Source organism: Leptospirales bacterium (genome assembly GCA_019694655.1).
Classification (GTDB): domain Bacteria; phylum Spirochaetota; class Leptospiria; order Leptospirales; family Leptonemataceae; genus SSF53.
On record JAIBBN010000001.1, the window covers coordinates 597,249 to 620,881 of the forward strand.

19 protein-coding genes are annotated in these 23,633 nt (G+C 60.7%); 7 read left to right on the plus strand and 12 right to left on the minus strand.

Annotated features, from left to right (window positions below):
- Window positions 1-22: 22 nt before the first annotated feature.
- Complete coding sequence (locus K1X75_02860) at window positions 23-2,173, minus strand: ATP-binding protein (protein MBX7056979.1); 2,151 nt, start codon at window positions 2,171-2,173, stop codon at window positions 23-25.
- Between the two features lie 86 nt (window positions 2,174-2,259).
- On the opposite strand from K1X75_02860, the gene K1X75_02865 reads away from it, so the two are divergent.
- The 4 genes from K1X75_02865 (at window position 2,260) to K1X75_02880 (ending at window position 8,660) form a co-directional block, all read left to right on the plus strand.
- A complete protein-coding gene (locus K1X75_02865; GenBank protein MBX7056980.1) occupies window positions 2,260-4,047 on the plus strand; it encodes a ComEC/Rec2 family competence protein in 1,788 nt (595 codons plus the stop codon).
- A gap of 56 nt (window positions 4,048-4,103) precedes the next feature.
- Complete coding sequence (locus K1X75_02870; GenBank protein ID MBX7056981.1) at window positions 4,104-4,988, plus strand: hypothetical protein; 885 nt, start codon at window positions 4,104-4,106, stop codon at window positions 4,986-4,988.
- Window positions 4,989-5,105: 117 nt separating this feature from the next.
- The gene (locus K1X75_02875) at window positions 5,106-7,589 is read left to right on the plus strand and encodes a SpoIIE family protein phosphatase (GenBank protein ID MBX7056982.1); all 2,484 of its coding nucleotides are present in this window, start codon (window positions 5,106-5,108) and stop codon (window positions 7,587-7,589) included.
- Between the two features lie 117 nt (window positions 7,590-7,706).
- Window positions 7,707-8,660 (plus strand): phosphate ABC transporter substrate-binding protein, encoded by a 954-nt coding sequence (locus K1X75_02880; protein ID MBX7056983.1) that lies wholly within the window; start codon window positions 7,707-7,709, stop codon window positions 8,658-8,660.
- Here K1X75_02880 and K1X75_02885 read toward each other — a convergent pair.
- Both K1X75_02885 and K1X75_02890 read right to left on the minus strand, forming a co-directional pair.
- Window positions 8,569-9,459, minus strand: a complete 891-nt coding sequence (locus K1X75_02885; GenBank protein MBX7056984.1) for a hypothetical protein — start codon at window positions 9,457-9,459, stop codon at window positions 8,569-8,571. The genes K1X75_02880 and K1X75_02885 overlap by 92 nt on opposite strands.
- The gene (locus K1X75_02890) at window positions 9,456-10,496 is read right to left on the minus strand and encodes an alpha/beta fold hydrolase (GenBank protein ID MBX7056985.1); all 1,041 of its coding nucleotides are present in this window, start codon (window positions 10,494-10,496) and stop codon (window positions 9,456-9,458) included. The genes K1X75_02885 and K1X75_02890 overlap by 4 nt, the downstream gene beginning before the upstream one ends.
- Before the next feature lie 140 nt (window positions 10,497-10,636).
- Between K1X75_02890 and K1X75_02895 the strand changes: the two genes are divergently transcribed.
- Complete coding sequence (locus tag K1X75_02895) at window positions 10,637-13,228, plus strand: TIGR03936 family radical SAM-associated protein (protein MBX7056986.1); 2,592 nt, start codon at window positions 10,637-10,639, stop codon at window positions 13,226-13,228.
- Entirely contained in the window at window positions 13,225-13,710 is a 486-nt protein-coding gene (locus K1X75_02900; GenBank protein MBX7056987.1) for a hypothetical protein, read from the plus strand. The genes K1X75_02895 and K1X75_02900 overlap by 4 nt, the downstream gene beginning before the upstream one ends.
- A 6-nt stretch (window positions 13,711-13,716) precedes the next feature.
- Here K1X75_02900 and K1X75_02905 read toward each other — a convergent pair whose 3' ends face one another.
- Window positions 13,717-14,292, minus strand: a complete 576-nt coding sequence (locus K1X75_02905; protein MBX7056988.1) for a hypothetical protein — start codon at window positions 14,290-14,292, stop codon at window positions 13,717-13,719.
- 90 nt (window positions 14,293-14,382) lie between these two features.
- Window positions 14,383-14,754 (minus strand): single-stranded DNA-binding protein, encoded by a 372-nt coding sequence (locus K1X75_02910; protein MBX7056989.1) that lies wholly within the window; start codon window positions 14,752-14,754, stop codon window positions 14,383-14,385.
- A gap of 105 nt (window positions 14,755-14,859) precedes the next feature.
- Between K1X75_02910 and K1X75_02915 the strand changes: the two genes are divergently transcribed.
- Window positions 14,860-16,218, plus strand: a complete 1,359-nt coding sequence (locus K1X75_02915; GenBank protein MBX7056990.1) for a UvrD-helicase domain-containing protein — start codon at window positions 14,860-14,862, stop codon at window positions 16,216-16,218.
- Here K1X75_02915 and K1X75_02920 read toward each other — a convergent pair.
- The 7 genes from K1X75_02920 to K1X75_02950 form a co-directional block, all read right to left on the minus strand.
- Window positions 16,205-16,528, minus strand: a complete 324-nt coding sequence (locus tag K1X75_02920; GenBank protein MBX7056991.1) for an STAS domain-containing protein — start codon at window positions 16,526-16,528, stop codon at window positions 16,205-16,207. The genes K1X75_02915 and K1X75_02920 overlap by 14 nt on opposite strands.
- Before the next feature lie 34 nt (window positions 16,529-16,562).
- On the minus strand, window positions 16,563-16,955 hold the full coding sequence (gene speD, locus K1X75_02925) for an adenosylmethionine decarboxylase (GenBank protein ID MBX7056992.1): 393 nt from the start codon (window positions 16,953-16,955) through the stop codon (window positions 16,563-16,565).
- Window positions 16,956-17,202: 247 nt separating this feature from the next.
- Entirely contained in the window at window positions 17,203-18,210 is a 1,008-nt protein-coding gene (locus K1X75_02930) for a 2-oxoacid:ferredoxin oxidoreductase subunit beta (protein MBX7056993.1), read from the minus strand.
- Window positions 18,211-18,216: 6 nt separating this feature from the next.
- On the minus strand, window positions 18,217-20,103 hold the full coding sequence (locus K1X75_02935; GenBank protein ID MBX7056994.1) for a 2-oxoacid:acceptor oxidoreductase subunit alpha: 1,887 nt from the start codon (window positions 20,101-20,103) through the stop codon (window positions 18,217-18,219).
- Window positions 20,104-20,871: 768 nt separating this feature from the next.
- Window positions 20,872-21,231 carry a hypothetical protein gene (locus K1X75_02940; protein ID MBX7056995.1) on the minus strand — a complete coding sequence of 120 codons (360 nt, stop codon included), beginning with the start codon at window positions 21,229-21,231 and terminating at the stop codon, window positions 20,872-20,874.
- 90 nt (window positions 21,232-21,321) lie between these two features.
- A complete protein-coding gene (locus tag K1X75_02945; protein ID MBX7056996.1) occupies window positions 21,322-22,167 on the minus strand; it encodes an IS3 family transposase in 846 nt (281 codons plus the stop codon).
- Complete coding sequence (locus tag K1X75_02950) at window positions 22,086-22,442, minus strand: transposase (protein MBX7056997.1); 357 nt, start codon at window positions 22,440-22,442, stop codon at window positions 22,086-22,088. Before K1X75_02950 ends, K1X75_02945 begins: the two co-directional genes overlap by 82 nt.
- Between the last annotated feature and the right edge of the window lie 1,191 nt (window positions 22,443-23,633).

Genomic DNA, 23,633 nt, shown 5'->3' on the forward strand with positions numbered 1-23,633 from the left:
CAGGCGCCGTCGGCGACGCGCCTCAGGCCGGCGCAGCCGGGCTGCGATCAAAGCGCTTCATCATCATGACCTGGTTGCCGCTATCATTGTAACGGATGACATCAAAGACGCTGCGCGCCATGGAGATCCCGCGGCCATGGGCCAGTTGCTGTTCATTGGACTGCTGATGCCCCTGCCGCGACATCTTACGATGGTCAAAGCCGGCGCCCTCATCGCGGATCACATAGAACACGCGACGGCGGTTCAGAGAATACTGGATGCGCACCTTGCGGTCGCGGTAGCGGGGATCCTTCTGCCGCTCCAGCAAGAACTGAAAGTAGGCGTCGCGCGATTGGGTGTGCGTCTTCTCTTCGTAAGTGACTGCAAGGTTGCCGTGCTCGATGGCATTGATTACCATCTCACGCACTCCAATTTCCAGGCCGAGGGTCGTCGCCGGGTCGGCATACTTGCTGAGGTTCTTGCAGATGCGCTGGCTGATCAGATCGCCAATGTTGATAAAGTTGCCAATCACAAAGTTCTGGCTTTCGCTTTCGACAAAGCGAGCCAGCGAATCGTCAAGGGCTTCGCCGGCGCGCGCCAGAATCAAACGCTGACCGGCGCTTTCGATGGAGTCCAGGCGGACCTCCATATGGCGCAGCTCGCCAAGGCGCGTAGCAAACTCCGCTTTGAAGACCTGGGAGCCGCCGTGGCGGTCCAGCTCGCGGAACTGCCGGCTGAGGAATTCGCCGTGCAGGTCCATATCGGGAAGCAGTTCGCTCAGCTCTGGCGAGCGAAACAGCAGGCTCTGAAAATTCTGCCCGACCGCCTCTTCCGCCCGGCGGCCCAGGTGCTCTTGTATGGCGCGGTTTGCGCTCAGGATGACGCCCTGAGGATCAAGCAGCAGAACAATATCTCGTCCGCTTTCTACCAGCAGCCGGTAGCGCGACTCGCTGGCGCGAATCGCCGCATCGGCATGGGAGAGGTCCTCCAGTTTTTGCTTGAGGTCCAGTCGCAGCAGGTTGATGCGGTCGGCGAGGCCCAGCGAAAGCAAAACGACCTGCAAGAGGATTCCAACCTGCATCGAATTTGCAGTCAACAGCGTATTTGGTAGAATGGCAAAGGTCTTCAAGCTGTAAAGACCGATGCCCACCAGCATGGCGCACCAGGCGATCAGATAGTAGCGCGCTTCGCGTGCGCGGCGAATTGCGCCAAGGATCGAAGCGGCCAGCGCACAACAGGCGACAATGAACGCCAGGCCCGTAGCGGCCACAATTGCCAGGCGGTAGCTGACCAGCGGAGACACAAGCGCCAGCGGTATTCCCGAGATGCTCAGACCCAGCAGGAGTCGATCAAACGTCGGCATGTGCGTCCGCGTATCCAGGTAGCGGCGCGTAAACAGCAAGCCAAATGTAAAGCACAGCTCAATGAAGACCGGCAAAGCGCTGTTGCCCCATCGCGGCAGCTGCGGCCACAACAAGCGAAAGGAGAGGCCATTCAGGGTAAACAGGAAAAGGCTCACGCACAGCAGATATGCTAAGTAGTACAAATAGCTGATGTCGCGAATCGATGCCAGCAAGATCAAGTTGTAGAAAAACATCACCGCCAGTGCGGCGAAGTACATGCTGTAGATGACGCTTTCCAGACGTTCATGGTCTTGAAAGGCGGCTGCGCTCCAGAAGCGGATGGGCAGGGCCATGGAGCTTTCGGTTTCGATGCGCAGGTAGCAGCGCAGGGTCTGTCCGGGGTGTACCAGGATCTGGAAGGCCGGGTTGCGATAGTCTAGCGGGCGTTGATCATAGGGCATCGTATCGCCGGATCGTTGCTCGCTTATTTGGCCGTCGGCGCTCACAACATAGAGGCGAACATCGTCAAGCATGGCGTAGCCCATGTCGACGACCATCAGTCGTGAAGCGCCGGCGCTATTGGTCAGCTGGAAACGAATCCAGCGCGCCCCCGATTCGAAGCCAAAGGAGGGGGCGTCGCTGGCGGCTGGCAAAAATTGCAGAGCGTCGGCGGCAGAATCGGCCAGCGGCGGCTGGCTGCGGGCGCCGGGATCGGCCGCCACTTCGGCGTGCATCGCCGCGCCTTCGCCTTGCCAGTCGATTGCAGCATCCAGCGACGGCATGGCCGTCAGCGGCGCCGCACAGAGCAATGCCAGCGGTAAGAGCAGCCATTTGCCCGATGAATAGCCCATTGTGCGGACTGAGTTCGAAATTTTGCCGGTCGCATCGCAACCAGAAATTCTCCGGAACGCGGCGGCGGCGCCCAACGCCTGCATTCATGCCGCCCTTTGCCGCCGCTGCCCGCCTGCTTGCACTTGGCTGCGCCTTGCTGATTTGCTGGCGCGCCGGGCATCAGGCCTGCGTCTGGCTTGCTGCACTGGGTCTGGCAGCGCTTTTGCCAGGTATCGTCGCTGCGCTGAACCGCCGCGCAAGCTGGCGGGGCTGGATTGGGGCGGCCATACTTCTGCTGCTGGCTGCGCTGCGCCTGGCCCCACAATGGCAGACGGCGCCGCCGCCGGGACAGCTACTGCTTGCCCTGGGCGAGGCTGCGGCACAGCAACCGCGCTATGACCGCGCCTATCGCCTGCAAGCGCAAGTGGTCGAGACAATTCGTCCGGGCCTCTATATTATAGAAAGTCAGAGCGGATATGTTGAAGAGCGCCAGGCTCGCCGACCTGGCTTCAGTCGTCGGCGCGGCGGCGCGGAAGACGCATCCCATCGACCTCGCCGCTACGCAGCTCAGCAGCGCCGCCGCAACGTTAGCAGCCGAGCCGCCTGGCAGATACGCCGGTCGCAGGCGCCCGTTCGATGGCGGGCGCGCTGGAATCCGTTGAGCCAGGCGCTGGCTACCGCCGCACCCTTTCGCATCGCTGTTTCGATTAGCGGGCAGCGCTGGATGGAAGGTTGCCGGGTGGAGCTGCGTTTCTGGGGTCGGGGCGCCATGCAACTTGCGCCGCCCGAGGGCTATGGCCAATTTCTGCAGCGCCGCGGCGTCTATCTGCAGTCGCACATTTCACCGCGTTATCAACTGATCGGGACGAACTGTGCATCGGCTACGTGGCGCGGTCGCTTGCTTTCTCGACTGGAGCACAGCGTAGAGCAGGCGCCAGGTCTTGATGCGCCGGCAAGATCGGCGATGCTTGCCTTGCTGATTGGTCGTTCCTCGTATCTGGATCGCCAGTTGCGCGCCGATGCCGCTCTGACCGGCAGCCTGCACCTCTTTGCCGCCAGCGGTTTGCACCTGGCGATTCTCTTTGTCTGCCTGCACTGGCCGCTGGCTCGGGTCTTTGGCGCACGCCATCCGCTGGCGTTGTGGCCAGGCGTGGCGCTGTGTGCCGTCTTTACTCTGGCTCTGGGCGCGCCCGCTTCGCTATTGCGGGCGCAGTGTTTTCTGTTGCTGACGGCGCTGCGGTCGCTTATCCACCGGCCGCTGCCGCCGCGGGAGGCCCTGCTGCACGCTGCCTGGCTTTGTTTCCTGTTGCGGCCGCAGGAGATGCTTTCACCTGGCGCGGCCCTGTCCTTTGCTGCAGCCGGCGGCATTCTCTACTACTTTCGCGATCTGGAGCGGCGAGTCTTCGACGCCCGGACTGCGCCGGGCCGCTGGCTGGCAACGCAGGGCGCAGTCAGCGCCGCTGCCGGGTTGTTGACGGCGCCGCTCTTGCAGTTCCTCTTTCGCAGCTATGCGTGGCTGGCGCTGCCGTTGAACATGATACTGGTTCCGCTGGCTGGATTGCTCTTGCCCGCGCTCTACGGCGGCGCCGCGCTCAGCCTGTGCGGCGTCTCCGATTCGATCGCCGCTCTGGTTCTCTGGCCTGCCGCTCAATTGCTGCAGCTTGCGGTAAAGATCAGCGCCGTCGCCGCAGGTGTTGCCGCTGTTTTTCCGCCGGCGCCAGCCTTTCTGGCCGGTCTTTGTGGTCTGGCGCTCTGGATTACTTTGCGTCGACTGCGCCAGACGACGCCAGCACGGCGCAGTATCTGGCGTTGCCTTGCCTGGTTGACGCTGGCTACTGGCGGCCCGCCCGGCGCCCTGGCCCTGCTTGCGCTGCAGCGCTGGATCGCGATTTGACCGAGGGCCTTGCATCGTAGTGGCCCCCGACGCTGCTTCCGCCGGCAGTGGATCTGGTGTCTGCTTTTCCGTATTACAGCGCGACGCGCATCCGCTCGGCCTTTGCCGCCCATGGGGCCGCTCCGCGCAAGCGCTGGGGTCAGTCCTTTCTGACGGACGCGGCCGTCAGCCAGCGCATGGCCGAACACATTGCCGCCTGGGGTATCGATCCGCTGGTCGAGATCGGCCCGGGTCTTGGCGCGCTGAGCTGGCCGCTGCTGGAGCGGGGAAGGAGGTTGTTGCTGCTAGAGCTGGATCCCGTACTCTGTCACTTGTTGCGCGAGGCCTTTGCTGGACGCAACTTTGCGCTGCGCAGCGGCGATGCACGGCCTGCTCTGGCAGCCTGGGCGGCGGGGGATCGAGTCCAATTTGATTCGTCTGTGGCCGAAGCGGCGCCAGCGGCGGCGGTCGGTAATGTTCCGTACTACATAACGACAGAATTGCTATTGCAATGCATGGCAATCGACCGTCTGCGGCGCGGCGCCTTCCTGGTGCAGCGCGAATACGCGGCGCGGGCGACGGCGGCCAGCGCCGAAAGTTCGCTGACCGTCTATCTGGCCAATGCCGGCCGCTGGCGAAGCGTGTTCGAGCTCTCGCCGGCGCTCTTCTTTCCAAGGCCCGCCGTGCATTCCACCTTCATCGAGTTCGAGCGCCATGAAGCCGGCTGGCGCAGCGATCCGGCGGCCTTGCAGTTTGTACTGCGTCGTGCATTTGCGGCGCGGCGCAAGAAGCTCTCAAATTCGATGCGCCAGGCCAGCCGCGATGAGCAGCAGGCCGCCGCGCTGCTGGGCCTCGCTGAAGAAGTTGGCATTCAGCTGGATCGGCGCGCAGAACAGATCGATCCTGAGTTCTATTTTGCACTGGCGCGACGCATACCAGAGCAATGGACCGCGCCGCGCTGAATGACCGCAGATCTCCTTTCGCTTGCCGCCCAGGCAAGTGCGCGCCACTGAGGTTTTGTGAGGCGCAGGACCTTTGTCAGACTGTTTGCGTTCCTGCTGCTGCCGGCGGGACAGCTTGTGGCGTCGCCCGAAGCTCCGCTGCTGGACGCCCGCCAGAGCATTGTCGCTCTGGAAAGCTCCGAAGGGGTGGATTGGCTGGCCAGCGCCGAGCGCATTGATCCGGCCGCGTTGCAGATTGAATTTCAGAATCGCCGCGACAGCCTGCGGGGAGCGCCAGGCAATTGGGTCCAGGCGCAGGTTCCCGGCAACGCGCTGAATGACCTGAAATTGGCCCATGGCGTGCGGGAAATCTGGCTGGCCTTCAGCTTTCGTCTGCGCCGCGCAACGGCCCAGCCCCTGGTGATCAGCCTTGGCAACATCAGCGACATCGATCAGGCCTTTTTGAATGGCGTCGCCCTGGGGCAGACGGGCGACTTCGCGTCATCGCGTCCGCAGGCCTACGACCGACTGCGTCTCTATCCAGTGCCGGAGAATGTACTGCTCCGCGACCGGAGCAATCTGGTATTGATACGAGTGCGCAGCTATTTTCCACACGAGGCCGGAATCATCCGCGGAACGCTGAGCATCGGGCCGGCGAAATTGCAATACCAGCGCTTCTACCTTGGCAATCTCGTTCAAGGTCTCTTCTTGATGCTCTACGTGTCAGTGGGCGCCTACTTTGCCTTTCTGTTCCTGCGCCGACAGCAGAATCGCGAGAACCTATTTTTTGCCCTGGCCTGCTTTGGATTGGTGGGCTATCAATTCTTACGGCTGCAGCTGAAGTACTTTATTTCCGACGACCTATTCATGATGAAGCGGATGGAATACATCACGCTCTATACGATACCCAACTTTCTCTATTATTTTTTGCGATACAGCTTTCGCCTTCCGCCGGGATGGGCGCAGCGCTGGCTCGATCGCGGCATGCTTGCTCTGGCCGGCGTGCACGTTGCTCTGGCATTGTTTATTGCAATCAATGACGATGTCGTAGCCTGGGACTACTGGAATCGTCGCATCGCCATTTCCAGCTGGGTGATCTTTTATGCGCCGGCGATGCTTGCCTTGATTTCCTATCAAGCATTCTGGCGCAAGGAGCGCGATGCTCGCTACCTGCTGGCCGGTCTGGCAACCTTTGTTGTCGGAGTGGGCATTGATGCCACGGGTCACCTGTTGAGTTTGCCCATACCGCGCTTCATGGGTTATCTCTTCTTGCTCTTTATTCTGTCCATTGCGCTGATTCTGGCCAATCGCTTTGTACGACTTAATGAAGAGGTGGAGGACCTCAATCGCAATCTGGAGAAGAAGGTGGCGGATCGCACCGAAGAGCTGGCCCGCTCGCTGCGCGAGGTGCGCGCCCTCAAAGAGCAGCAGGACGGCGACTATTTCCTGACCTCGCTCCTGATTCGGCCGCTGTCCGGCGGCGCGCACAGCAGCGAGCTGGTGCGCATCGATACGCGCACCTTTCAGAAGAAGCGCTTTCGTTTTCGCCACTGGGAGGCGGACATCGGCGGCGACCTCTGTGTTCGCGCCGATGTCCATTTGCGCGGCCGGCACTACACCGCCTTTTTGAATGGCGATGCCATGGGCAAATCGATTCAGGGAGCGGGCGGGGCCCTGGTGCTGGGCGCCTTGTTTAAGTCGATTCTTTCGCGCACAGCGATGCGCGAATCCATTCAACAGCGCTCGCCGGAGCAATGGCTGCGCGAAGGCTTCCTGGAAATGCACGATGTGTTTCTCAATTTTGACGGCTATATGCTGGTTTCCATGGCCATGGGATTGATCGATGAGCGCAGCGGCCTTATCTACTATATAAATGCAGAGCATCCGCCGGCGGTGCTGCTGCGCCGGGGCAGGGCGCGCTTCCTGGAGCGAGCGCCGCTGTTTCGCAAGCTGGGCATTGATCTGGACCGTCCTTTTCATTTGCGCACCTTTCAATTGCGGCCGGATGATATCCTGATTCTGGGATCGGATGGTCGCGATGATTTGATTGTTGGCCGGGACGCTCAGGGCAACCGTCGCATCAACGAGGACGAAACACTCTTCCTGCGCGCGGCGGAACACTCCGGCGGGGATCTCGACGCACTGTTGAAGCGTCTGGAGACCTATGGCGAGTTTTCAGACGATATCAGTCTGATGCGCATCAGCTATCGCGAGGGGGCCCCGCCGCCGCTGCCAGATCAAGCCGCTTCCGGAGCGCGCCGCAAGGCCCTGCAGCTGGCCCTGCGCAGCCGTGATTTTGTGCGCGCCGCGGAATTGCTGCGCGCCGAGGAGGAGAGCGCGGCCGCAGACTACCATCTATTGATGCTTGCCGGTCGCTGCTTGCTGCGCGCCGGTCAGGTTGGGCAGGCGCGCGACTATTTTGAACGAGCGCGCATCCAGCGCATCCTTCGCTGGCGGGCGCCGCTCTACCAGTTTTTGTGCGATTCTCTGCTGGGAGTGCGCAGCGTACAGGAGATGAGCGGCGCATCCCTGAAGCGCGACGCCCGGGAGCGTAACGTAGCTCGCGCTGAGCGGATGCGCGCAGCGCTTCAGGCCCGCGGTATCGGCGTCAAAGAGCGGTAGGTTACAGATCCGTGACAGGAGCGGCCTCGCGGCGCAAAAGTATTGCGCTGCCAGCGCCCTTACCGACAGGACGAAATGCCGGAGTCGCGCCCGGAGCAGGCGCCGGCAGGAGTCGGAATGATTGCACAGTTTAAACTCAGCCGCACGATTGCAGGCTATCTGGCGCTGGCGGCTGGACTGCTGTTTTCGGCCTGCGGCAACGATCCGGATCTTGTCATCTCTGGATCGGAGACGATGCACCCGATGACCGAGCAGCTGGTTGCAGCGTTTCGGACGGCGGGAAGTACGGACCGCATTGAAATGCATTTTCGCGGCTCGAATGCTGGATTGCGCGATCTGCTTTCCGGCAAGTCCGATGTGGCTGTTAGTTCGCGTTCGCTGGATGATCAGGAGCGCGTCGAGTTATCGAAGTTGGGCGAGTTTCGGGCGGAAGTGATTGCCTACGATTGCCTGGTGCTGGCGGTCAATACCGCCAACCCGATCAAGAGCCTCAGTTTGCGCGAGGCCTCGGATATCTTTTCGGGGCGCGTCCGCAACTGGCGAGAAATCGGCGGTCCCGATCTGCCGCTGCAGCTGGTGATCCGCGACGAGAACAGCGGTTCCACCGTTTACTTTCGGGAGCACGTCCTGCGCATGGCCGATCTTGGCGCCGACGTCTTTGCTCGCGAAGGCAACCGAGAGCTGGATCCATCGGCCCAGGTGGTTGCTGATAATACGCAGATGGCAGAGTTCATTGAAAAAAATCCAGGCGCAGTGGGCTACATGGGCATGGCCAGCGCCGATTTGACCTTTATTCGTCGCGTAAAGCCGCTGGACTATGCTCTGACTCCTCGCGAGCGTCCGGTGGCGCCGACTATCGCCAACGTATTGAACCGGACCTATCGCCTGTCCCGTCCCTTGTTCTTTGTTTACTTAAGCAAGCCAAACAATACGGCTCGCGATGACCAGAGCGAGGCTGCCGCTCGCTTGCTGACCTTCATTACTTCCGCCGAGGGGCAGCGCGTCGTGCAGCGCGCCGGCCAGTTGCGCGCCCTGGCTGCCCAGCTCGAGGTGCGCGGCCAGTCGCCCTAGGCTTTGCGCCTTTGCGCACTTTCTTGCCTGCTCCTCGGCGGCCTGGCGCAGCGGCTTTGCCCTGAAGCAGGGCTTCCAGCTGTTCGGCGCTGGCCGCAGGCAGGGTCATCGACTGCACCAGATGCAGGAGCCGCACGCTCTCCGCTGCGCCGATGGTCTTGATCATCGCCGCGGCGCGATCGACGCCCAGGCCTTCCAGGATTTTCGCGAGATTGCCGGCGCCCAGCCAGGGCGCCAGGATTTTCAGATCCTGGATTCCTCGCTTGCGCACCCAGCGCTTGATATCGGCAAGCGGAACGGCCTGCACCAGTTCGAGGGCGACATCGACGCCAATCGATTGCACCAGATCGACCAGCCGACGCGCCTTCAGCAGACGGGCCAGCTCAATGCTTTGTTCCACGCCGGCCCCGCGAATCAGGCGTACGGAATCGCGAGCGCCAATGCCATTGACCAGCGTCGCCGTTTCCTGCACCGGCGAGTGATGCAGCCAGGCGATCAAATCGGCGGTTGGAATCTCTTCCAGGAGCAGAATAAGATCCTTTTCGGACACAGACCGCAGCAGGCGGATGATTTCCTCGTTGCGCATCGACTGCATGACTTCGACCAATTTTTCCTGATTTACGCTCTTGAGCAGACGCAAGATCTCAGCGTGCGCGATGCGCTGCGAGATATAGAGCATCCGTTCCATGCTCAGCCGCGAAAAAAGATGCACCAGACGACCGGCGCCCAGCTCGCGCAGGTAGGCCAGACCGTCAAGCAGCGAGAAGCCGTAGAGCGGCGCTTCGGGCGGCTTGTTCAAGGGGCGGCGCCTCTCTCCTGGCTTTCGAGATCCGCCAGAAAAGCCCGTATCTCCTGCAGCGCGTCCGTTTTGTTAGTACGCACATAGTGACTGAGCATGATATGGTTGCTGTCCGAAATTGCGGCGGCGCGGTTGAGCGGCGAGGGCCGGCTGAATTTGCCAAACTGGGCAAAGGCCTCAAGCATCGAAGAGACGGCAACTGTCCCGTCCTGATGATCCTCATCCTCGTAGTAGTAAAGCATCAGCGTTGGCGCTACGATTCGACCATAGGTCTTCGGCGCCGCCAGACTGCGTCGCAGTTTATCCAGTTCGACGGCGGCTTCGTAGCGCTGCCGCACCAGCCAGTGATCTTCGTAGCCATCGACGCGCCGCCGCTCCGGATCGTCGCCCCAGCCGGCGTCGCGGACCTCGCCGTAGAGGGCGTGTGCAATGTAGATGCCGCCGGGGACGCCAAGGATCGCCGCCAGCTTGTTGCGGTAGTCGATCAGCGGCGAATTGATGATCAGAGCCTTGACGCGATCCGGGTATTGAGCAGCAAGATACATGGCCAGCAGTGCGCCGGTGCTCGAACCAACCAGGATGGTACGCTCGCCCAGGAGCGGCATGGCCGCAAAGGCCTCTTCCACAGCGTCCAGGTAATCGCGGAAGCCATGTCGGGCATGCTCTTCCATGCTGGCGCCATGGCCCGGCAGACGCATGTAGTAGGTATTGGCCCGTCGCTCGGCGGCTACCTGATCGACAATTTCCTCGCCCTCGGCGCGCGAGGCGCCAAAGCCGTGGATATAGAGTATGGCCTCCCTGCTGCGACCGGCGCTGTAACGTTGCAGCCGCTCTTCATTTCCCGGGCGAACGCCAACGCGCCGGCTTTCTGCCAGCCGTTCCTGTAAGAATGCTTCGAAGTCTTGTGGCGCCGGCAGCGTCGGCTTCTGGTAGGCAAGCGGATTGTAGAGCAGCGCAAAGGCCGCGACCGCCGCAAAGGCCAGCAGCGCCGAGGCGCCTGCAATGCGTCGGCGTCGTGTTGACTGATCGAGATCCATGTTGCGCTCCGCTGCATCGCACCGGCGGCGACGTCGGCACAGTCAGGCCCGGGCGGCGGCCGTGAGGGCAAACCGTTCTCCACAGCCGCAGCTATTTTTTTGCTGTCAGTTTGGATCGGCGTCGCGCTTTGCTGTGCGCGATGCGTCTTGCGGCCCCGGCACCCGATTCAACAGCAGTAGCGGATGTCCGCCCCTTTGGGCCGCCGTTGCAGTTTGTAGAGCGGCATTTGCTGCGACCGCTCTGGCAGAAGGCGCTTCGACCCGGCCGTTACACCGGCGGCGAGTTTGGTCTGGCCGCCGGCAATCCGCGCCAGGCGACGGTGCGCGTGGCGCTCAGTTATCCGGACACCTATGAGCTGGGCATGTCCAATCAGGGTCTGAAGATCCTCTACGACGCAGTCAATCGTCGTCCGGACTACATCGCCGATCGCATTTTTCTGCCGTGGCCCGATTTTGCCGATCAGTTGCAGGCCCATGCCCTGCCGCTCTACTCCCTCGATCATTTCCTGGCCGCCGGCAGCTTTGATCTGTGGGGCTTCAATACCGCGCATGAGATGCACTTCACCAATCTTTGCTATGCGCTATCGCTGGCCGGTTCGCCGATCCTGCGCACAAGGCGCGGCGCGCACGATCCGATCGTAATTACCGGCGGAACCGCCGTATCCAATCCGCTGCCGCTCTTTGATTTCATGGACGGCATCTTTCTTGGCGATGGCGAAGAGGCCTTGCTGGAAATGTGCGACATCATCGCTGCCGGCAAAGCGGCGGGCAAGACGCGCGCGGCGATTCTGGATGATCTCGGGGCGGTGCAGGGCTTGCTCCTGCCGCATCGCTACGCCATCGAGGCGCCGCCGGATGCCCAAAGTTACCCCCGCTACCGCGGGCCCCTGGTGCAAAAGCGCGACTTCTTCAACAAATCATATGCGATGTTAGAACATATAGTTCTTCCAAGCATCGAGGTGACCCAGGACCGACTGGTGCTGGAGGTCAATCGCGGCTGCGGTCAGGGCTGTCGCTTCTGTCATGCCGGATTCTGGAAGCGACCGGTGCGTAATACGGAAGTGACCACTCTTATCAATAACGCCTCGCGGCTGCTGGAGCGAACGGGCGCCGACTCCATTTCGCTGCACTCGCTGTCCATCGCCGATTATCCCTATCTGGAAGAGCTGGTCACGGGCCTTGCCAATCGGCACGGTCCGGATGGCGTCTCGCTGTCGCTGCCCAGCCTGCGCGTGCAGGTCAAGACCATACCGGTGCTGGAGATGACCGCCGGCATTCGCAAGAGCAACGTGACCTTCGCTCTGGAAGCGGGCAGCGAATTACAGCGCGAACGGATTCGAAAAAAGTCAAGCGAAGAGAATCTGCACTACCTGATTCGTGAAATCTACAGTCGCGGCTGGGATCTGGTAAAGGTCTACTTCATGATGGGCTTGCCCGACCGCGATGGAAGCGAAATCGAGGACCTGGTGCGCGCGCTCAATGCCCTTGGCCAGCTGGCCGAGGAGTGCGGGGAGCGCAAGCGCGTCAACGTAACAGTCTCGCTGTTTGTTCCTAAGCCATTCACAACGTTTCAATGGGAGGCGCAGGCCACGCCGGAGTACTTCCGCAGGGGCCTGGCGCGCCTGAAGTCGGGCTTGAAGAGCCGGCGCGTCGCGTTGAAGGGTCCGGCGCCGGAGATGGCCTACGTCGAGGGGCTGCTCTCGCGCGCCGATCACCGCGCCGGAGCGCTGATTCTGGAGGCCTTCCAGCGCGGCGCGCGCTTTGATTCCTGGGATGAGCAATTCAAGGCCGAGCTCTGGATGGAGTTGATTGCCGGCCTGGCGCCCGAGCGACGCGCGCTGTGGATGGAACGCAAGCCCGGCGGTATGGCCATGCCCTGGCACGATCTGATTCAGGGCAAGGCGATGAATCTGGATCTGCTCAGCCGCGACTTTGCTAAATTCGAGGGCGTGACGGCCGAGAACATGAAGCCGCCGCATCCCCAGGCCTTGCAGGAGTCCGATTTCCCGCCCGAGCTTTTGAAGCCGGTCAGCATGCCCGAGAACAAGTTCGAGCGCCGCGCTTATCTGGAGCTGGATTACCAGCGTCTGGATCCTTTTATCTACGTGTCCCACCTGGAGGGAGCGGAGGTCTTGCGCAAGGCCTTGCGGCGCGCTCGCGCGCCGATGACCTTCAGCCGCGGCTTCAACAAACACGAGAAGCTGCATTTCACCGATTCGCTGCCGCTCTATTTCTACAGTGAATCTGAAAAAATATATGTGGAACTATATGAAATTCCGGATCTGGAGGCGTTGACCGAGCGCCTGAAGTCGCAGCTGCCAGGCGGACTCACGCTCAATAGCCTGCAGCTTCTGGAGGCGGCGCCGGATCTGCGCGCTGCAGAGTTGCATCCCCGTCGCTATCGTCTGGAGTTTGAGGACGCGGCGCGAGCGGCGAGGGCTTGCCAGGCCCTGCAGAGCGCGCCGCCCAGCCTGGCCTTTGAAAAGCTGGATCGCAAGAAGAAGCGGGTACACAAGCTCAAGCGCGGACAGAGTCGCATGCGCGCCATGGAGCGAGCGCTTGGCGCCGCCCTGTCGGACATCGACCTTGATGGATCGCACTTGCGCTTTACGCTGCAGGCCCCTGGCGGCGGCGCCATCTCCCTGACCGATCTGCTGGTGCAATATCTCGAATTGCCGGTCAGCGAGTGGAATGTGCAATTGCGCATCGTCAAGGAGGCCAGCTCAGTATGATTGATTTGCGTGATGGACGAACCTGGCTGGCCGGCGCCCTCTGTGCGGCCGGCATTTGCTGTGCGACTTGCAGCAGCGGCGGCAAGCTGGACCCCGCCGACCCTTCTCAGCCGACAGTGGCTGCAGAGGATCAATCGGCGGCGCCAGGCGAAGTTGTCGATGATTCCCAGCTTGATGCGGAATATGCTCCCTTTCGAGCGCGGGTGCGCAATGCAAGCCTGGATGTACAGGCAATCGGTTTTGGCTGCCGTTCAGTTACGCGTCAAAGCTGGCATCAGGTGCTGGATCAGCTGGAACAATTCTACCGCACTACTCCTGCCTCGCGCGGCTTTGGCTACAGTCTGGGCTACAGCATTGGCTTTGTTTGTGCGACGAACAACACAACACTGGAATGCGCCGAGGTCTGCGCCCGGCACTTTCAGACCAATCATATGGCCGCCGCGCGCCAGCGTTTTCGCGATCTGCTGGGCGTCGGAATCTGAGACGGGCTAGGAGCCGCTGCAATTGCGCAAGGCTACGGGCGCTGCCGCTCCGGGGCCAAAACTCAGCTTGAGCAAATCGGGCGGCGCTCCGATGCGATGCGACCAGAGATAGCGTCGCGCCAGCCAAGCGCCCGGCGCAACGCGCGCAGTTGCGTCCCGCGCCTGTCTGGCGATTTGCTGGCTGCCATCTGGCGCGACCAGGATGATCAGCTCCGGCGCAATCAACTGATTGGCGGCGTCCTGACCTGGAGTATCGGGATTGCTTCCGCTGTATCCGGCCATCAAGGTGAATGGCTCAATATCGAAGGGGCGAGCGGAGTTCGCTTCGAAGATGACGGTCACTGCCAGAATGGCGCGGCCTGGGTCGGCCCAGAAGTTGCTGCCCTGGATGCGCAGGCGCGCCAGCGAGCGGCATTCCGCCACGCGCAGCTGGATCGCTGGATTGCGCAAGGCGACTGGCAGTGCGCCGGGCTGCAAGGCGCCAAGCGCCGGGGCATTGTCCTGGTTGCTGAGCGTAGCGCTCTGGCAGGCGCTGATCAATAGTTGTAGAACAATCGCAATCACTTTCGCCTTGCATTTCATGGACCGCAGAGAAAGTCTCGCCGCCGAAGCGTCAAGCCTTCGACAATTGCAAAAAAGCAGCGGGGCCCCGGACAGGCCCCGCTGTCCCATTCAGGCCGCTGCTTCGGCCTCCTTTGCATCCTCGCTTTCCGACCTGGTCGGCGGCGTATCAAAGCGAACGGTCCGCGCGACCACCTTGATCATGCTGCGCGATTTGCCGTCTTGATCCTTCCAGCGATCCTGGCGGATCACTCCGGTCACGGTCACCCGATTGCCCTTTTTCAGGTACTTCCCGCAGTTCTCCGCCAGCTTGTCCCAGCATTCAACTGCTACGTAGCTTACCTGCTGGTTGCCCTCGCGCGATCCCCATTCGTGATTCATGGCCACCCGAAAGGTCGTTACCACGCGATTGTCCTTCACCTGCTTCTGCTCCGGATCGGCAACCAGGTTGCCATCCAGAATTGCAAGCGCCAAATTTTGCATACAGCTATCCTCCTGTATGCTGGCCGGCGTTGTGCGCCCGAGGATTGTTCCGCAAAAATTTTCCAGAACGCCGGAACAAGGCCGCGCCCGGCGACAACTGGCAGTATGGCCAGAGACAGAGCGCGCATCCTGCCGGGATTTTCGAAGGCGCAATCTGATATCATTCTGGATCCCGCGCCCATCAAACAGGTGATTGCCGCCGCCGGCAGCGGTAAAACGCGCACCGTTGTCGGCTTGATTGCCTACCGTCTGCGCGCAGGTCTCGAGGCGCCTGGCGGCGTGCTGGCGCTGAGCTTCAGTCGCAAAGCGGCGGCCGAACTTCGCCAGCGTCTGCCGGCGGACGTGCAGTCGCAGGCGGAAGTCTGCACCTTTCATTCCTTCTGCTACCGGCGTCTGCGCGAGCTGGCGCCGCAGCGCGTGGTCGGTCGCGCCTTAATTACGGAGCAGGAACGCCGCGATTTTCTCTTCGAGCGGATGCGCGAACATGCTGCGCAGCTGGACGGCATGCCCTTTGCGGCTTTGATCGATGATCCGGCGCTTTTTCGTCGCCTGCATCCGCATGTCGCCCTCGATGTCTTTCGCTCTTTCTATTGCTGGAAGCGGGCCGAGGAGCGCATGGAGTATGAAGACTTGCAGCAGGGATTGCTCAGCCTCTTGCGGCGCGGCGGACAGGAGGCGGAGCAACTGCGCCGTCGCTACCAGCTGGTCATTGTTGATGAATTTCAGGATACGGATGCCAGACAGCTGGAGTTTTTGAGTCTGCTGCGGCCCGCGCGACTGGTCGTCGTGGGCGACGACTGGCAAAGCATCTACGCCTTTCGCGGCGCAAACCTGTCGTCCTTTCTGGATTTTCGCAAGCTCTTTCGCGGCGCCCGCCTGTTTCGTCTGGCGGATAACTTTCGCAGCCTGCGCGGCGTGGTCCATCTGGGATCGGCGGTGATCCGCGGATCGAGCCGGCAATTGCGCAAAAGGGTGCGCGCCGTTCGCGGCGGTGCGCGCGGCCTGGGACCGCTGGCTTTGCCCGTGGCGCGCGGACGCGAGCGGGAGCTGGCCGGCCTGTTCCATCGCTTTGTGGAGGCCAGACTGTTGGTACGTACAAACTATCGGAGGGCGCGCTGGATTCAGGCCGGCCTTGACCCGGAGCGAGTTCTTACAGTGCATAAGGCCAAGGGTCTGGAATTCCCGGCGGTGTTTCTGGATCTGGTCTCCGGTTGGAGCGGGGCCGGGCGAACAGGCGCCGAGCAGGCGCTTCAGGCCGATGAAGAGTTTCGTATACTTTACGTAGCAATCACGCGAGCGGAGAATCTGGTCGTCGTCCTGCATCAGCCGGAATACGGCGAAAACGAGCGCGAAGGATTCTACTGGGAGCGCTGGATCGGGCCGCATTGTCGCGCAGCGGATGGGCTGGCGGTAGAGCGCGCCTTACGCCGCGAAGAGCAGCTGCGCGGCGCTATTCAATCGTAAAGAAATCGCGCAATTCCAGGATCATCAGGACGCGCAGGCAGACCTCGGATAGATTGCAGAGAATTACCCGTCCGCCGACGGCATTGAACTGCTGCTGGAAATGCATCAGGGCGCCCACGCCGGTGGAGCTGAGCAGCTGCAATTGCGCCATATCGATGCGCACCACTCTCTGCGGACGCGCCAGGCACTGGGCCAGTGCGCTTTTCAAATCGACGGAGGCTTCCAGATCCAGCGCGCCGACCAGCGAAAGCCTGCTCTCCTCCGTCTGGTGGTTTTCGTGAATCAGAAGCATATTGTCTGCAAACTCCATGGCTTCCGAAGGCGCGACCGCTGGCCGGTCGAGATCAGCTGGCCGAGCCTTTGCCGGGCGCGCCCACTGCGGCCAGCGGACGGATGCCGCGTTCGATTCGCTTTACTTCCATATCGGACGGTTGGAACGCCTGGCGGATCATATCCAGGCACTCTTCCAGGGGCATATGCAGATTGCAGGTAAATAGATCGAGGGCGGCGTAGCCCAGTTCTGGCCAGGTGTGAATGCTGAGGTGCGATTCGGCAATGACCACCACTCCGGAAACGCCCTGTGGTGCGAACTGGTGGAAGCGATCGTCGATGATGGTGGCCTCTGCGCGGCGGGCTGCTTCCAGCAGCGTGCTGCGAATGGCAGGTAGATCGTTCAAGGCTGTCGCCTCGCAACCCCAGAGTTCAATGATGTAATGAGCGCCAAGTGGATCGACCAATGCGTCCCTCCCCCGAACAGGCGCCAGACCGCCTTGCGGTCCAGCCTCGCCTGGAAGCAGTCCCGACCGACGCGGATTGTGCCGCGCCTGCCGCAGATCGCTGCGCTTTGCACAGCGACGACGGGGCCGCCCGGAACTACCGGACGACGCCAATTTCCTGAAACTCCAGGAAAGCGGCCATACTCTCCGGGGAGGGTCTGCTGTCAAGAGATCGGAACAGAGCGGACTGTTGAGCGACATCTGCCGTTCAGTGGATTTGCCAGGTGTCGCCGGAGCGCAGCAGTGCGTCCAAATTGCCGCGACCGCGTCGTGCAGTCTGCTCTTCAATTTGAGCGATGACCGCCGACTCGTAGCCCGGCTTTTCCACGGAACGAAAGACGCCAACCGGCTCTGGAAATTCCGGCTGCATCAGATGCGAGAGCAGGAAGGCGTAGCCTGGATTCTGCAGATCTTCGCGGTGCACGGCCACGTCGTCGAGACGACCGCTGGCCGCATCGACCACCTCCGCAGCAAAGTCGGTGATGGCCAGGCCCTTCTGGTTGTCTTTGCCAAAGCGCAAACGTTCGCCATGCTGCAGGTGCAGCATGTGGTCGACGCGCTGGTCCTTGCCGACGATATCCTCGAATACGCCGTCGTTGAAGATAACACAGTTTTGCAGAATCTCAACGAAGGCGGCGCCCTTGTGCTCATGGGCGCGCTTGAACACATCGCTCATGTGTCTGGCGTCTTTATCATAGGTGCGCGCAACAAAGGTCGCGCCAGCGCCCAGGGCCACGGCCGTAGCAGAGAAGGGCTGATCCACCGAACCATAGGGCGTGGACTTGGAGATGGTGCCAGGGTGACTGGTGGGCGAATACTGGCCCTTGGTCAGGCCATAGGTCTGGTTGTTAAACAACAGCACCTTGATATTCACATTGCGCCGCATGGCATGGATCAGGTGGTTGCCGCCAATCGACAGCGCGTCGCCGTCGCCGGTGATGACCCAGATCGAAAGATCCGGACGCGCCAGGGCCAGGCCGGTGGCGATGGTCGGCGCGCGCCCATGGATTGTATGGAATCCATACGTATTCATGTAGTAGGGAAAGCGCGAAGAGCAGCCAATGCCGGAGACAAAGACAATCTTCTCGCGCGCCACGCCCAGCTCGGGCATCGTTTTCTGGATGGCCGCCAGGATGGCATAGTCGCCGCAGCCAGGGCACCAGCGCACCTCCTGGTCATTGACGAAGTCTTTTTTGGTCAGTGCAGTTGCGCTCATACTTCCTCAGTTGCGTCCCAGCAGTTCCATGGCTTTTGCTTTGATCTCGCCAACCAGAAAAGGCCGGCCCTTGACCTTGTGCAAACCAACAACCTCGCGCAAAAAGCGGGCGCGGATCAGCCAGGACAATTGACCGAGATTCAATTCGGGGATCAGAATTGTATCAAAGCGTTTGAGGATCTCGCCCAGATTGCGCGGGAAGGGATTCAAGTAGCGCAGATGGGCGTGGGAGACGCTGACGCCCTCGCGCTTCAGTTCCTCGACCGCGGCGCGGATTGCGCCATGGGTTCCGCCCCAGCCCAGAATCAAAAGCTGGCCCGATTCTTCGCCGTAGACGCTTTGCTCGGGGATGAAATTGGCAATGTTTTCGATCTTCTGCTGGCGAGTGAGCGCCATGCGTTCGTGGTTATCGGGATCGTAGCTGACCGCGCCGCTGAGCGCATCCTTTTCCAGGCCGCCGACGCGATGCTCGAAGCCGGGGATGCCGGGTATCGCCCAGCGTCGCGCCAGGGTTTTTTCATCGCGGGCATAGGTATGAAAGGCGGCCGGATCTTCGCCGGCCTGGATCTGGTTGTGGCGAATGACTGGCAGCGAGTCGGCGCTGGGAACGCGCCAGGGCTCGGAGCCAAAGATCAAGAAGAGCTCGGAGAGATACATGACCGGCGTCATGAACTCAACGGCCAGACGCACGGCCTCAATGCTGCAATCGAAACTGTCCGCCGGCGTGGCCGATGCCAGAATTGGAATCGGACTTTCGCCGTTGCGTCCAAAGAAGGACTGCAATAGATCGCCCTGTTCGGTCTTGGTTGGCAGACCGGTGGAGGGACCGGCGCGCTGGGCGTTGATCACCACCAGCGGCAACTCGGTGATCATCGCCAGGTTCATCGCTTCCAGCTTGAGATTGATGCCCGGGCCGGCGGAAGCCGTTACGCCCAGCGAACCGCCGTAGCTGGCGCCAATTGCTGCGCCAGCGGCGGCAATCTCGTCCTCGGCCTGAAAGGTCTTCACGCCAAAGTTTTTGTGTTTGGAAAGCTCGTGCAAAATGTCCGAGGCCGGCGTGATTGGATAGCCGGCGTAGAGCAGTTCCAGACCGGCGCGATCGGCCCCGGCAATCAGGCCAAGGGCGATGGCCGTGGCGCCGTTGATGTTGCGGTAGAGGCCGGGCTCAAAATGGGCGTCGCGCACCTCGTAGCGGGAGGTGAACAGTTCGCTGGCTTCGGCAAAATTGTAGCCGGCGCGCAGCGCGCGAAGGTTCGCCTCTACAAACGTTTCGTTTTTCTTAAATTTGTCTTTGATCCAGTGCGTGGTCGTTTCCGGATCGCGCTGGTAGAGCCAGTAGGCCACGCCCAGGGCAAAGAAGTTCTTACAGCGATCCATGTGGTTTTGCTGCAGCTCCAGGCCTTCCAGCGCAGTGCGCGTCAGCTTCGTGATGGGCGCGCGAATCAGCTGGTACTTCTCGGCCACCGCCGGATCCTCCAGCGGATTGGAGCTGTAGCCGACGCGGCTCAGATTGCGCTCATCAAAGGCGTCGGTGTTGACCAGCAAAACGCCGCCCGGACGCAAGTCCTTGAGGTTGACCTTCAGCGCCGCCGGGTTCATCGCCACCAGCACATCAATCAGGTCGCCCGGGGTGTGGATGTCGCGGCTGGAAAAGTGGATCTGAAAGCCGGAGACCCCGCCCAGGGTGCCCACCGGCGCGCGGATCTCCGCCGGGAAATCGGGAAAGGTCATCAGGTCGTTGCCGGCTACGCCGGTGGTGGTGGTGAACTGAGCGCCGGTGATTTGCATGCCGTCGCCGGAGTCCCCGGCAAAACGGACTATGGCGCTTTCAATGGTCTCGTGCTTGACCTGGCGTTCGTTCTGGCTGTGCACCGGGCTGGCGCCTGAACTCATGGATTCCTCTCTATAATAGGGCGAGCAGCAGGGCCCGCAGGCCTATCTGCCCGAGTTTTTGCAGCGATTGGCAGGGGCAACCGAATTCCCCGCCCCAGAAAAGGCGCCGGCTGGCGGGCGGGCGAGGGCGGATGGCGCTTCAGAGTCCCCTGGCAAGCGACACAGGCGTCCCTGCCCGAGTCGCTTGCACACGCGACCTCCATGGTCGCGTGCGAGCAGGGGACTCTTCCGCGCTGAGCTTCGGCCAGACTATCGTTCTGGCCTTTCTCCCGGAAGCGAGCCAGGGTCTCGCTTCCGGCGGCGCGTTGCGCCGCTCATTCTACGGGCGTCCGCCGCTCGATGGTCGTTATATCCAGCACTTCCTGGCCTCGCTTAGCGCTCGGCCAGCGGCGCCGGGCTGCTGCGCACTTCGCTGTCGCTTCGGCCCCGCACGCAGAACACTCTGAAATTACTTTGTGCCACCCCAGAATCGCCTCCGCGCCCGGTCAGTCCTGCGTGCGGGTCTTGCTGCGCTCGCGCTTGCAATGCTGCGCATCCCTGCCGCGGAAGCGCGGCTATCATTTTGGAATTCTGCAGGCTGAAGTGTAAAATAATCACCATTGGGCTACCTGTGCACAAGGGCGAGACGCGGCTTCACCGTCTCGCGCCCGCTCTAGTTGACCCCGCCAGACACTCTGGCCGCAGCGTGCGCATCTGTGAGCGCTTTTCCCTGGAGCCGTCGTGGACTCTGCATTGCCTACTTTTCAGTAGCCTGCTACGCAGCGGAGACTATTTCATTCTGCGAGTGGCAAAAAGGTGTTCTATATACTCTTCGTGCAAATTGCCGTTAAATGATCCGGCCGATTTCTCAACGAGGTTAAGCTGTAAGTCTGGCGTATCCCCTGATCCATTGTCGATAATTACAAAAATTGAGTGAACGGCCATATTCAGGATTTCACCAATATAAACTTCAAATTCGCTCTTTAGCTTTTCGTCGCCCAAAAAGTGTGCGATCTTTCCGAACCGTGCTGGATCCTCTAACCAGCCAGTATTGGCGTTTAGGCGAAGGTTAGCCGCTAGACTGGTCCATTGGTCAACTCGATCGGCAACGGCTTCATAGAATACGCGTTTCACATCCTGAATGTCCATGGTTCTGCTCGCCCTTAGGGATAAAAATAGCGCCTGTACCTTATGTCAATAACTCTGGTCCGGCCCCTTGAAACTGGAAAGCGAATTTAATTAAGTTCTACAGAGTTTTTCGAATTCGACAGGGGTCATTCCGTTCAGGCTTGAGTGTGGGCGGTAATGGTTGTAGCGGCGGATGAAGAGGAAGACGGCGCGATCAGCTTCCGCCGGGCTGGCGTAATCGGAAAGATTAATCTCCTCATATTTTACGGTCTTGTTAAAGGACTCAGCGCTTGCATTCTCGTAGACGCTTCTCTCGATCATTGAACAGCGCATCCCGAAGCGTTTCAGCGTCGCCTGATACCTCGCGAAGCGATACACCGAATCGCGGTCGGTGTGGTGAATGCAGCCGCGGAGACTCCGGCGACGGCGCCTGGCATCAATGAGGGCCCGCAGTACAAGTTCCGTGTCAATTCGATCCGATGCAGCGCGACCGACGATCCGCCGCGAGCAATGGTCCTTCAAAGTGGCGAGATGGCGCTTCTGTCCATCGACCAGATAGGAAGTGATGTCGCCGACCAGCGCCTGGCCGGGATTCTTGATCTTTGCGGAGCGGAGCAGGTTTGGATGGCGCCGGCCGCCGCCGCTCTTCTTTTTCCCATCAGACTTCCGCTTTTTCCGGGGAATCAGAGCATTTTCGCTCATGATCCGATAGACCCGCTTCTTGTTTACGCGGATCTTACGGCGAAGAATCCGCGTAAAGGAACGATAGCCGGAGGCGGGAAGTCGCAACAGGATTTGTTCGATTCGGCGCAGCAAAGCAGCATCCGAAATCGCCTGTTTCGCCGGGCGGCTTTGATAGTAAAAGGTGGATACGCTCAGCCCGAGCGCTTTGCAGCTTTTTTCGATCCCGAACTCAGCGGCGAGATGGCGCCGGACCAGCTCCCGTTTCGCTGCAATTCTCTGGAAAGTTCTTCCGTTTTTTTTAGAATATGATTCTCCAGGGCGATGTCCGCCAACGCCCCTTCCAGCTCCTTGATGCGCTTGCGCAACTCGATCTCGGTTCTATGCTCCGAGCGGAAAGTCCCGGTATTAAGTTCATCGCGCCAATTCGAAATCGTAGCGGCGGCGATGCCCTCCCTTCGGGCTATCCAAGTCATCGGGCTCAATCCCGATACAACCTCCAAGACGATCCTCTTCTTGAATTCGCGTGAAAAATTCCGCCTTTTGATCACAGGTCAATCTCCTTGCTCCCTTTTTGGCTGTCCTCCAGTTTCAGGGGGCCGGACCAGATTATTCGTCTATGCGCCGGCCATCGCCGGAGCAACCATGTGCGTTTACAATCGTTCCAGCGATGGGAACCTGACCCAGACGCAAAGTTTGAGCGTGACTTCGCCAGTAGCGGCCTATTTGCTGCAGCGCTACAGTTTGAGTTTTTAGCGGAATTGTGGCTGCTCGCTGCGCTGCGCCTGGGAGCAATATCCTAATCTAAATGTAGCACACTGCTCATTCATATGCTCCGGTTTGATGTATTTTGTCGAGCGCGACGCCCACGCAGAAGCCTTGCCAGTTTTCCGAAATCGATGTGGCGGGGCGTTGCCACGCTGACAACAATGGGATATGGCGACGTCTATCTTGCGACTGTAAGGCTCGAATTCTGGCGGCGCGGGCTTCGATACCTGGAATCGGAGTCTTCGCGCTGCCGACGGGAATACTTGCAGCGGCGTTTGCACGCCAGCCCAGCGCAGGACAACGACAGGAAGCCATGGTATTTGAATGCCCCCATTGTGGACGGCCCCTCGCCCCATTGGAGCAAAAAGTAGAGGTGAATCAATGAAGGCAAACATCCTGCTGGCGCTTGCGGCCCTTAGCGTAGCTGCCGTACAACCAATCGCGCCACAGATCTCAGTAAGTGGCTACTCCGACCTTGTAAACAGCCGCCTTTGGAAACGGGGTTGTTGCAGTCGCCACGGCGGCGTATGCGGCAACCGTTGTTGCGATGGTTCTCCGCTGTCGGCCGGGTGTCGCTGACCTGATGCAATGCGCCGCAGCGGGCCTCCAGCATGGCAAGAGGCAATCTTGAGCGAGGAACTTATTCCTTAGCCTGGCTTCAATCAGCGGCTAGACGATGCCGGTCGTTCGCTTCGAAACTTTGAAGCACTATAGTTTCAGCTGCAAGATTAACGGCCATCCTGGGCTTTTCCGACGAAGGAGGCTACTTGCACAGTCACAATCGAATGAACGTACCTCGGACTCAAAGCGGGCGGTTGGCAGGCAATAGAGAGCAGTCGTAGCCACAAAGCTGGAGGCCCATAGATCACCAGTAGCCAGATGGCGGCTCCAGGTATCAAGATTCGTTCCATCGATCTGGAAAGCGATCGCGGCCAATATCCATCGCCACAAACATACCCTGCGAATGCACAGGA

What these genes read in the sequence shown, in the direction of transcription:
- K1X75_02860 (MBX7056979.1), bottom strand. Translation starts at nt 2,173, where the DNA reads ATGGGCTATTCATCGGGCAAATGGCTGCTCTTACCGCTGGCATTGCTC.
- K1X75_02865 (MBX7056980.1), top strand. Translation starts at nt 2,260, where the DNA reads ATGCCGCCCTTTGCCGCCGCTGCCCGCCTGCTTGCACTTGGCTGCGCC.
- K1X75_02880 (MBX7056983.1), top strand. Translation starts at nt 7,707, where the DNA reads ATGATTGCACAGTTTAAACTCAGCCGCACGATTGCAGGCTATCTGGCG.
- K1X75_02890 (MBX7056985.1), bottom strand. Translation starts at nt 10,496, where the DNA reads ATGGATCTCGATCAGTCAACACGACGCCGACGCATTGCAGGCGCCTCG.
- K1X75_02895 (MBX7056986.1), top strand. Translation starts at nt 10,637, where the DNA reads ATGCGTCTTGCGGCCCCGGCACCCGATTCAACAGCAGTAGCGGATGTC.
- K1X75_02900 (MBX7056987.1), top strand. Translation starts at nt 13,225, where the DNA reads ATGATTGATTTGCGTGATGGACGAACCTGGCTGGCCGGCGCCCTCTGT.
- K1X75_02905 (MBX7056988.1), bottom strand. Translation starts at nt 14,292, where the DNA reads ATGAAATGCAAGGCGAAAGTGATTGCGATTGTTCTACAACTATTGATC.
- K1X75_02910 (MBX7056989.1), bottom strand. Translation starts at nt 14,754, where the DNA reads ATGCAAAATTTGGCGCTTGCAATTCTGGATGGCAACCTGGTTGCCGAT.
- K1X75_02915 (MBX7056990.1), top strand. Translation starts at nt 14,860, where the DNA reads ATGGCCAGAGACAGAGCGCGCATCCTGCCGGGATTTTCGAAGGCGCAA.
- K1X75_02920 (MBX7056991.1), bottom strand. Translation starts at nt 16,528, where the DNA reads ATGGAGTTTGCAGACAATATGCTTCTGATTCACGAAAACCACCAGACG.
- K1X75_02930 (MBX7056993.1), bottom strand. Translation starts at nt 18,210, where the DNA reads ATGAGCGCAACTGCACTGACCAAAAAAGACTTCGTCAATGACCAGGAG.
- K1X75_02935 (MBX7056994.1), bottom strand. Translation starts at nt 20,103, where the DNA reads ATGAGTTCAGGCGCCAGCCCGGTGCACAGCCAGAACGAACGCCAGGTC.
- K1X75_02940 (MBX7056995.1), bottom strand. Translation starts at nt 21,231, where the DNA reads ATGGACATTCAGGATGTGAAACGCGTATTCTATGAAGCCGTTGCCGAT.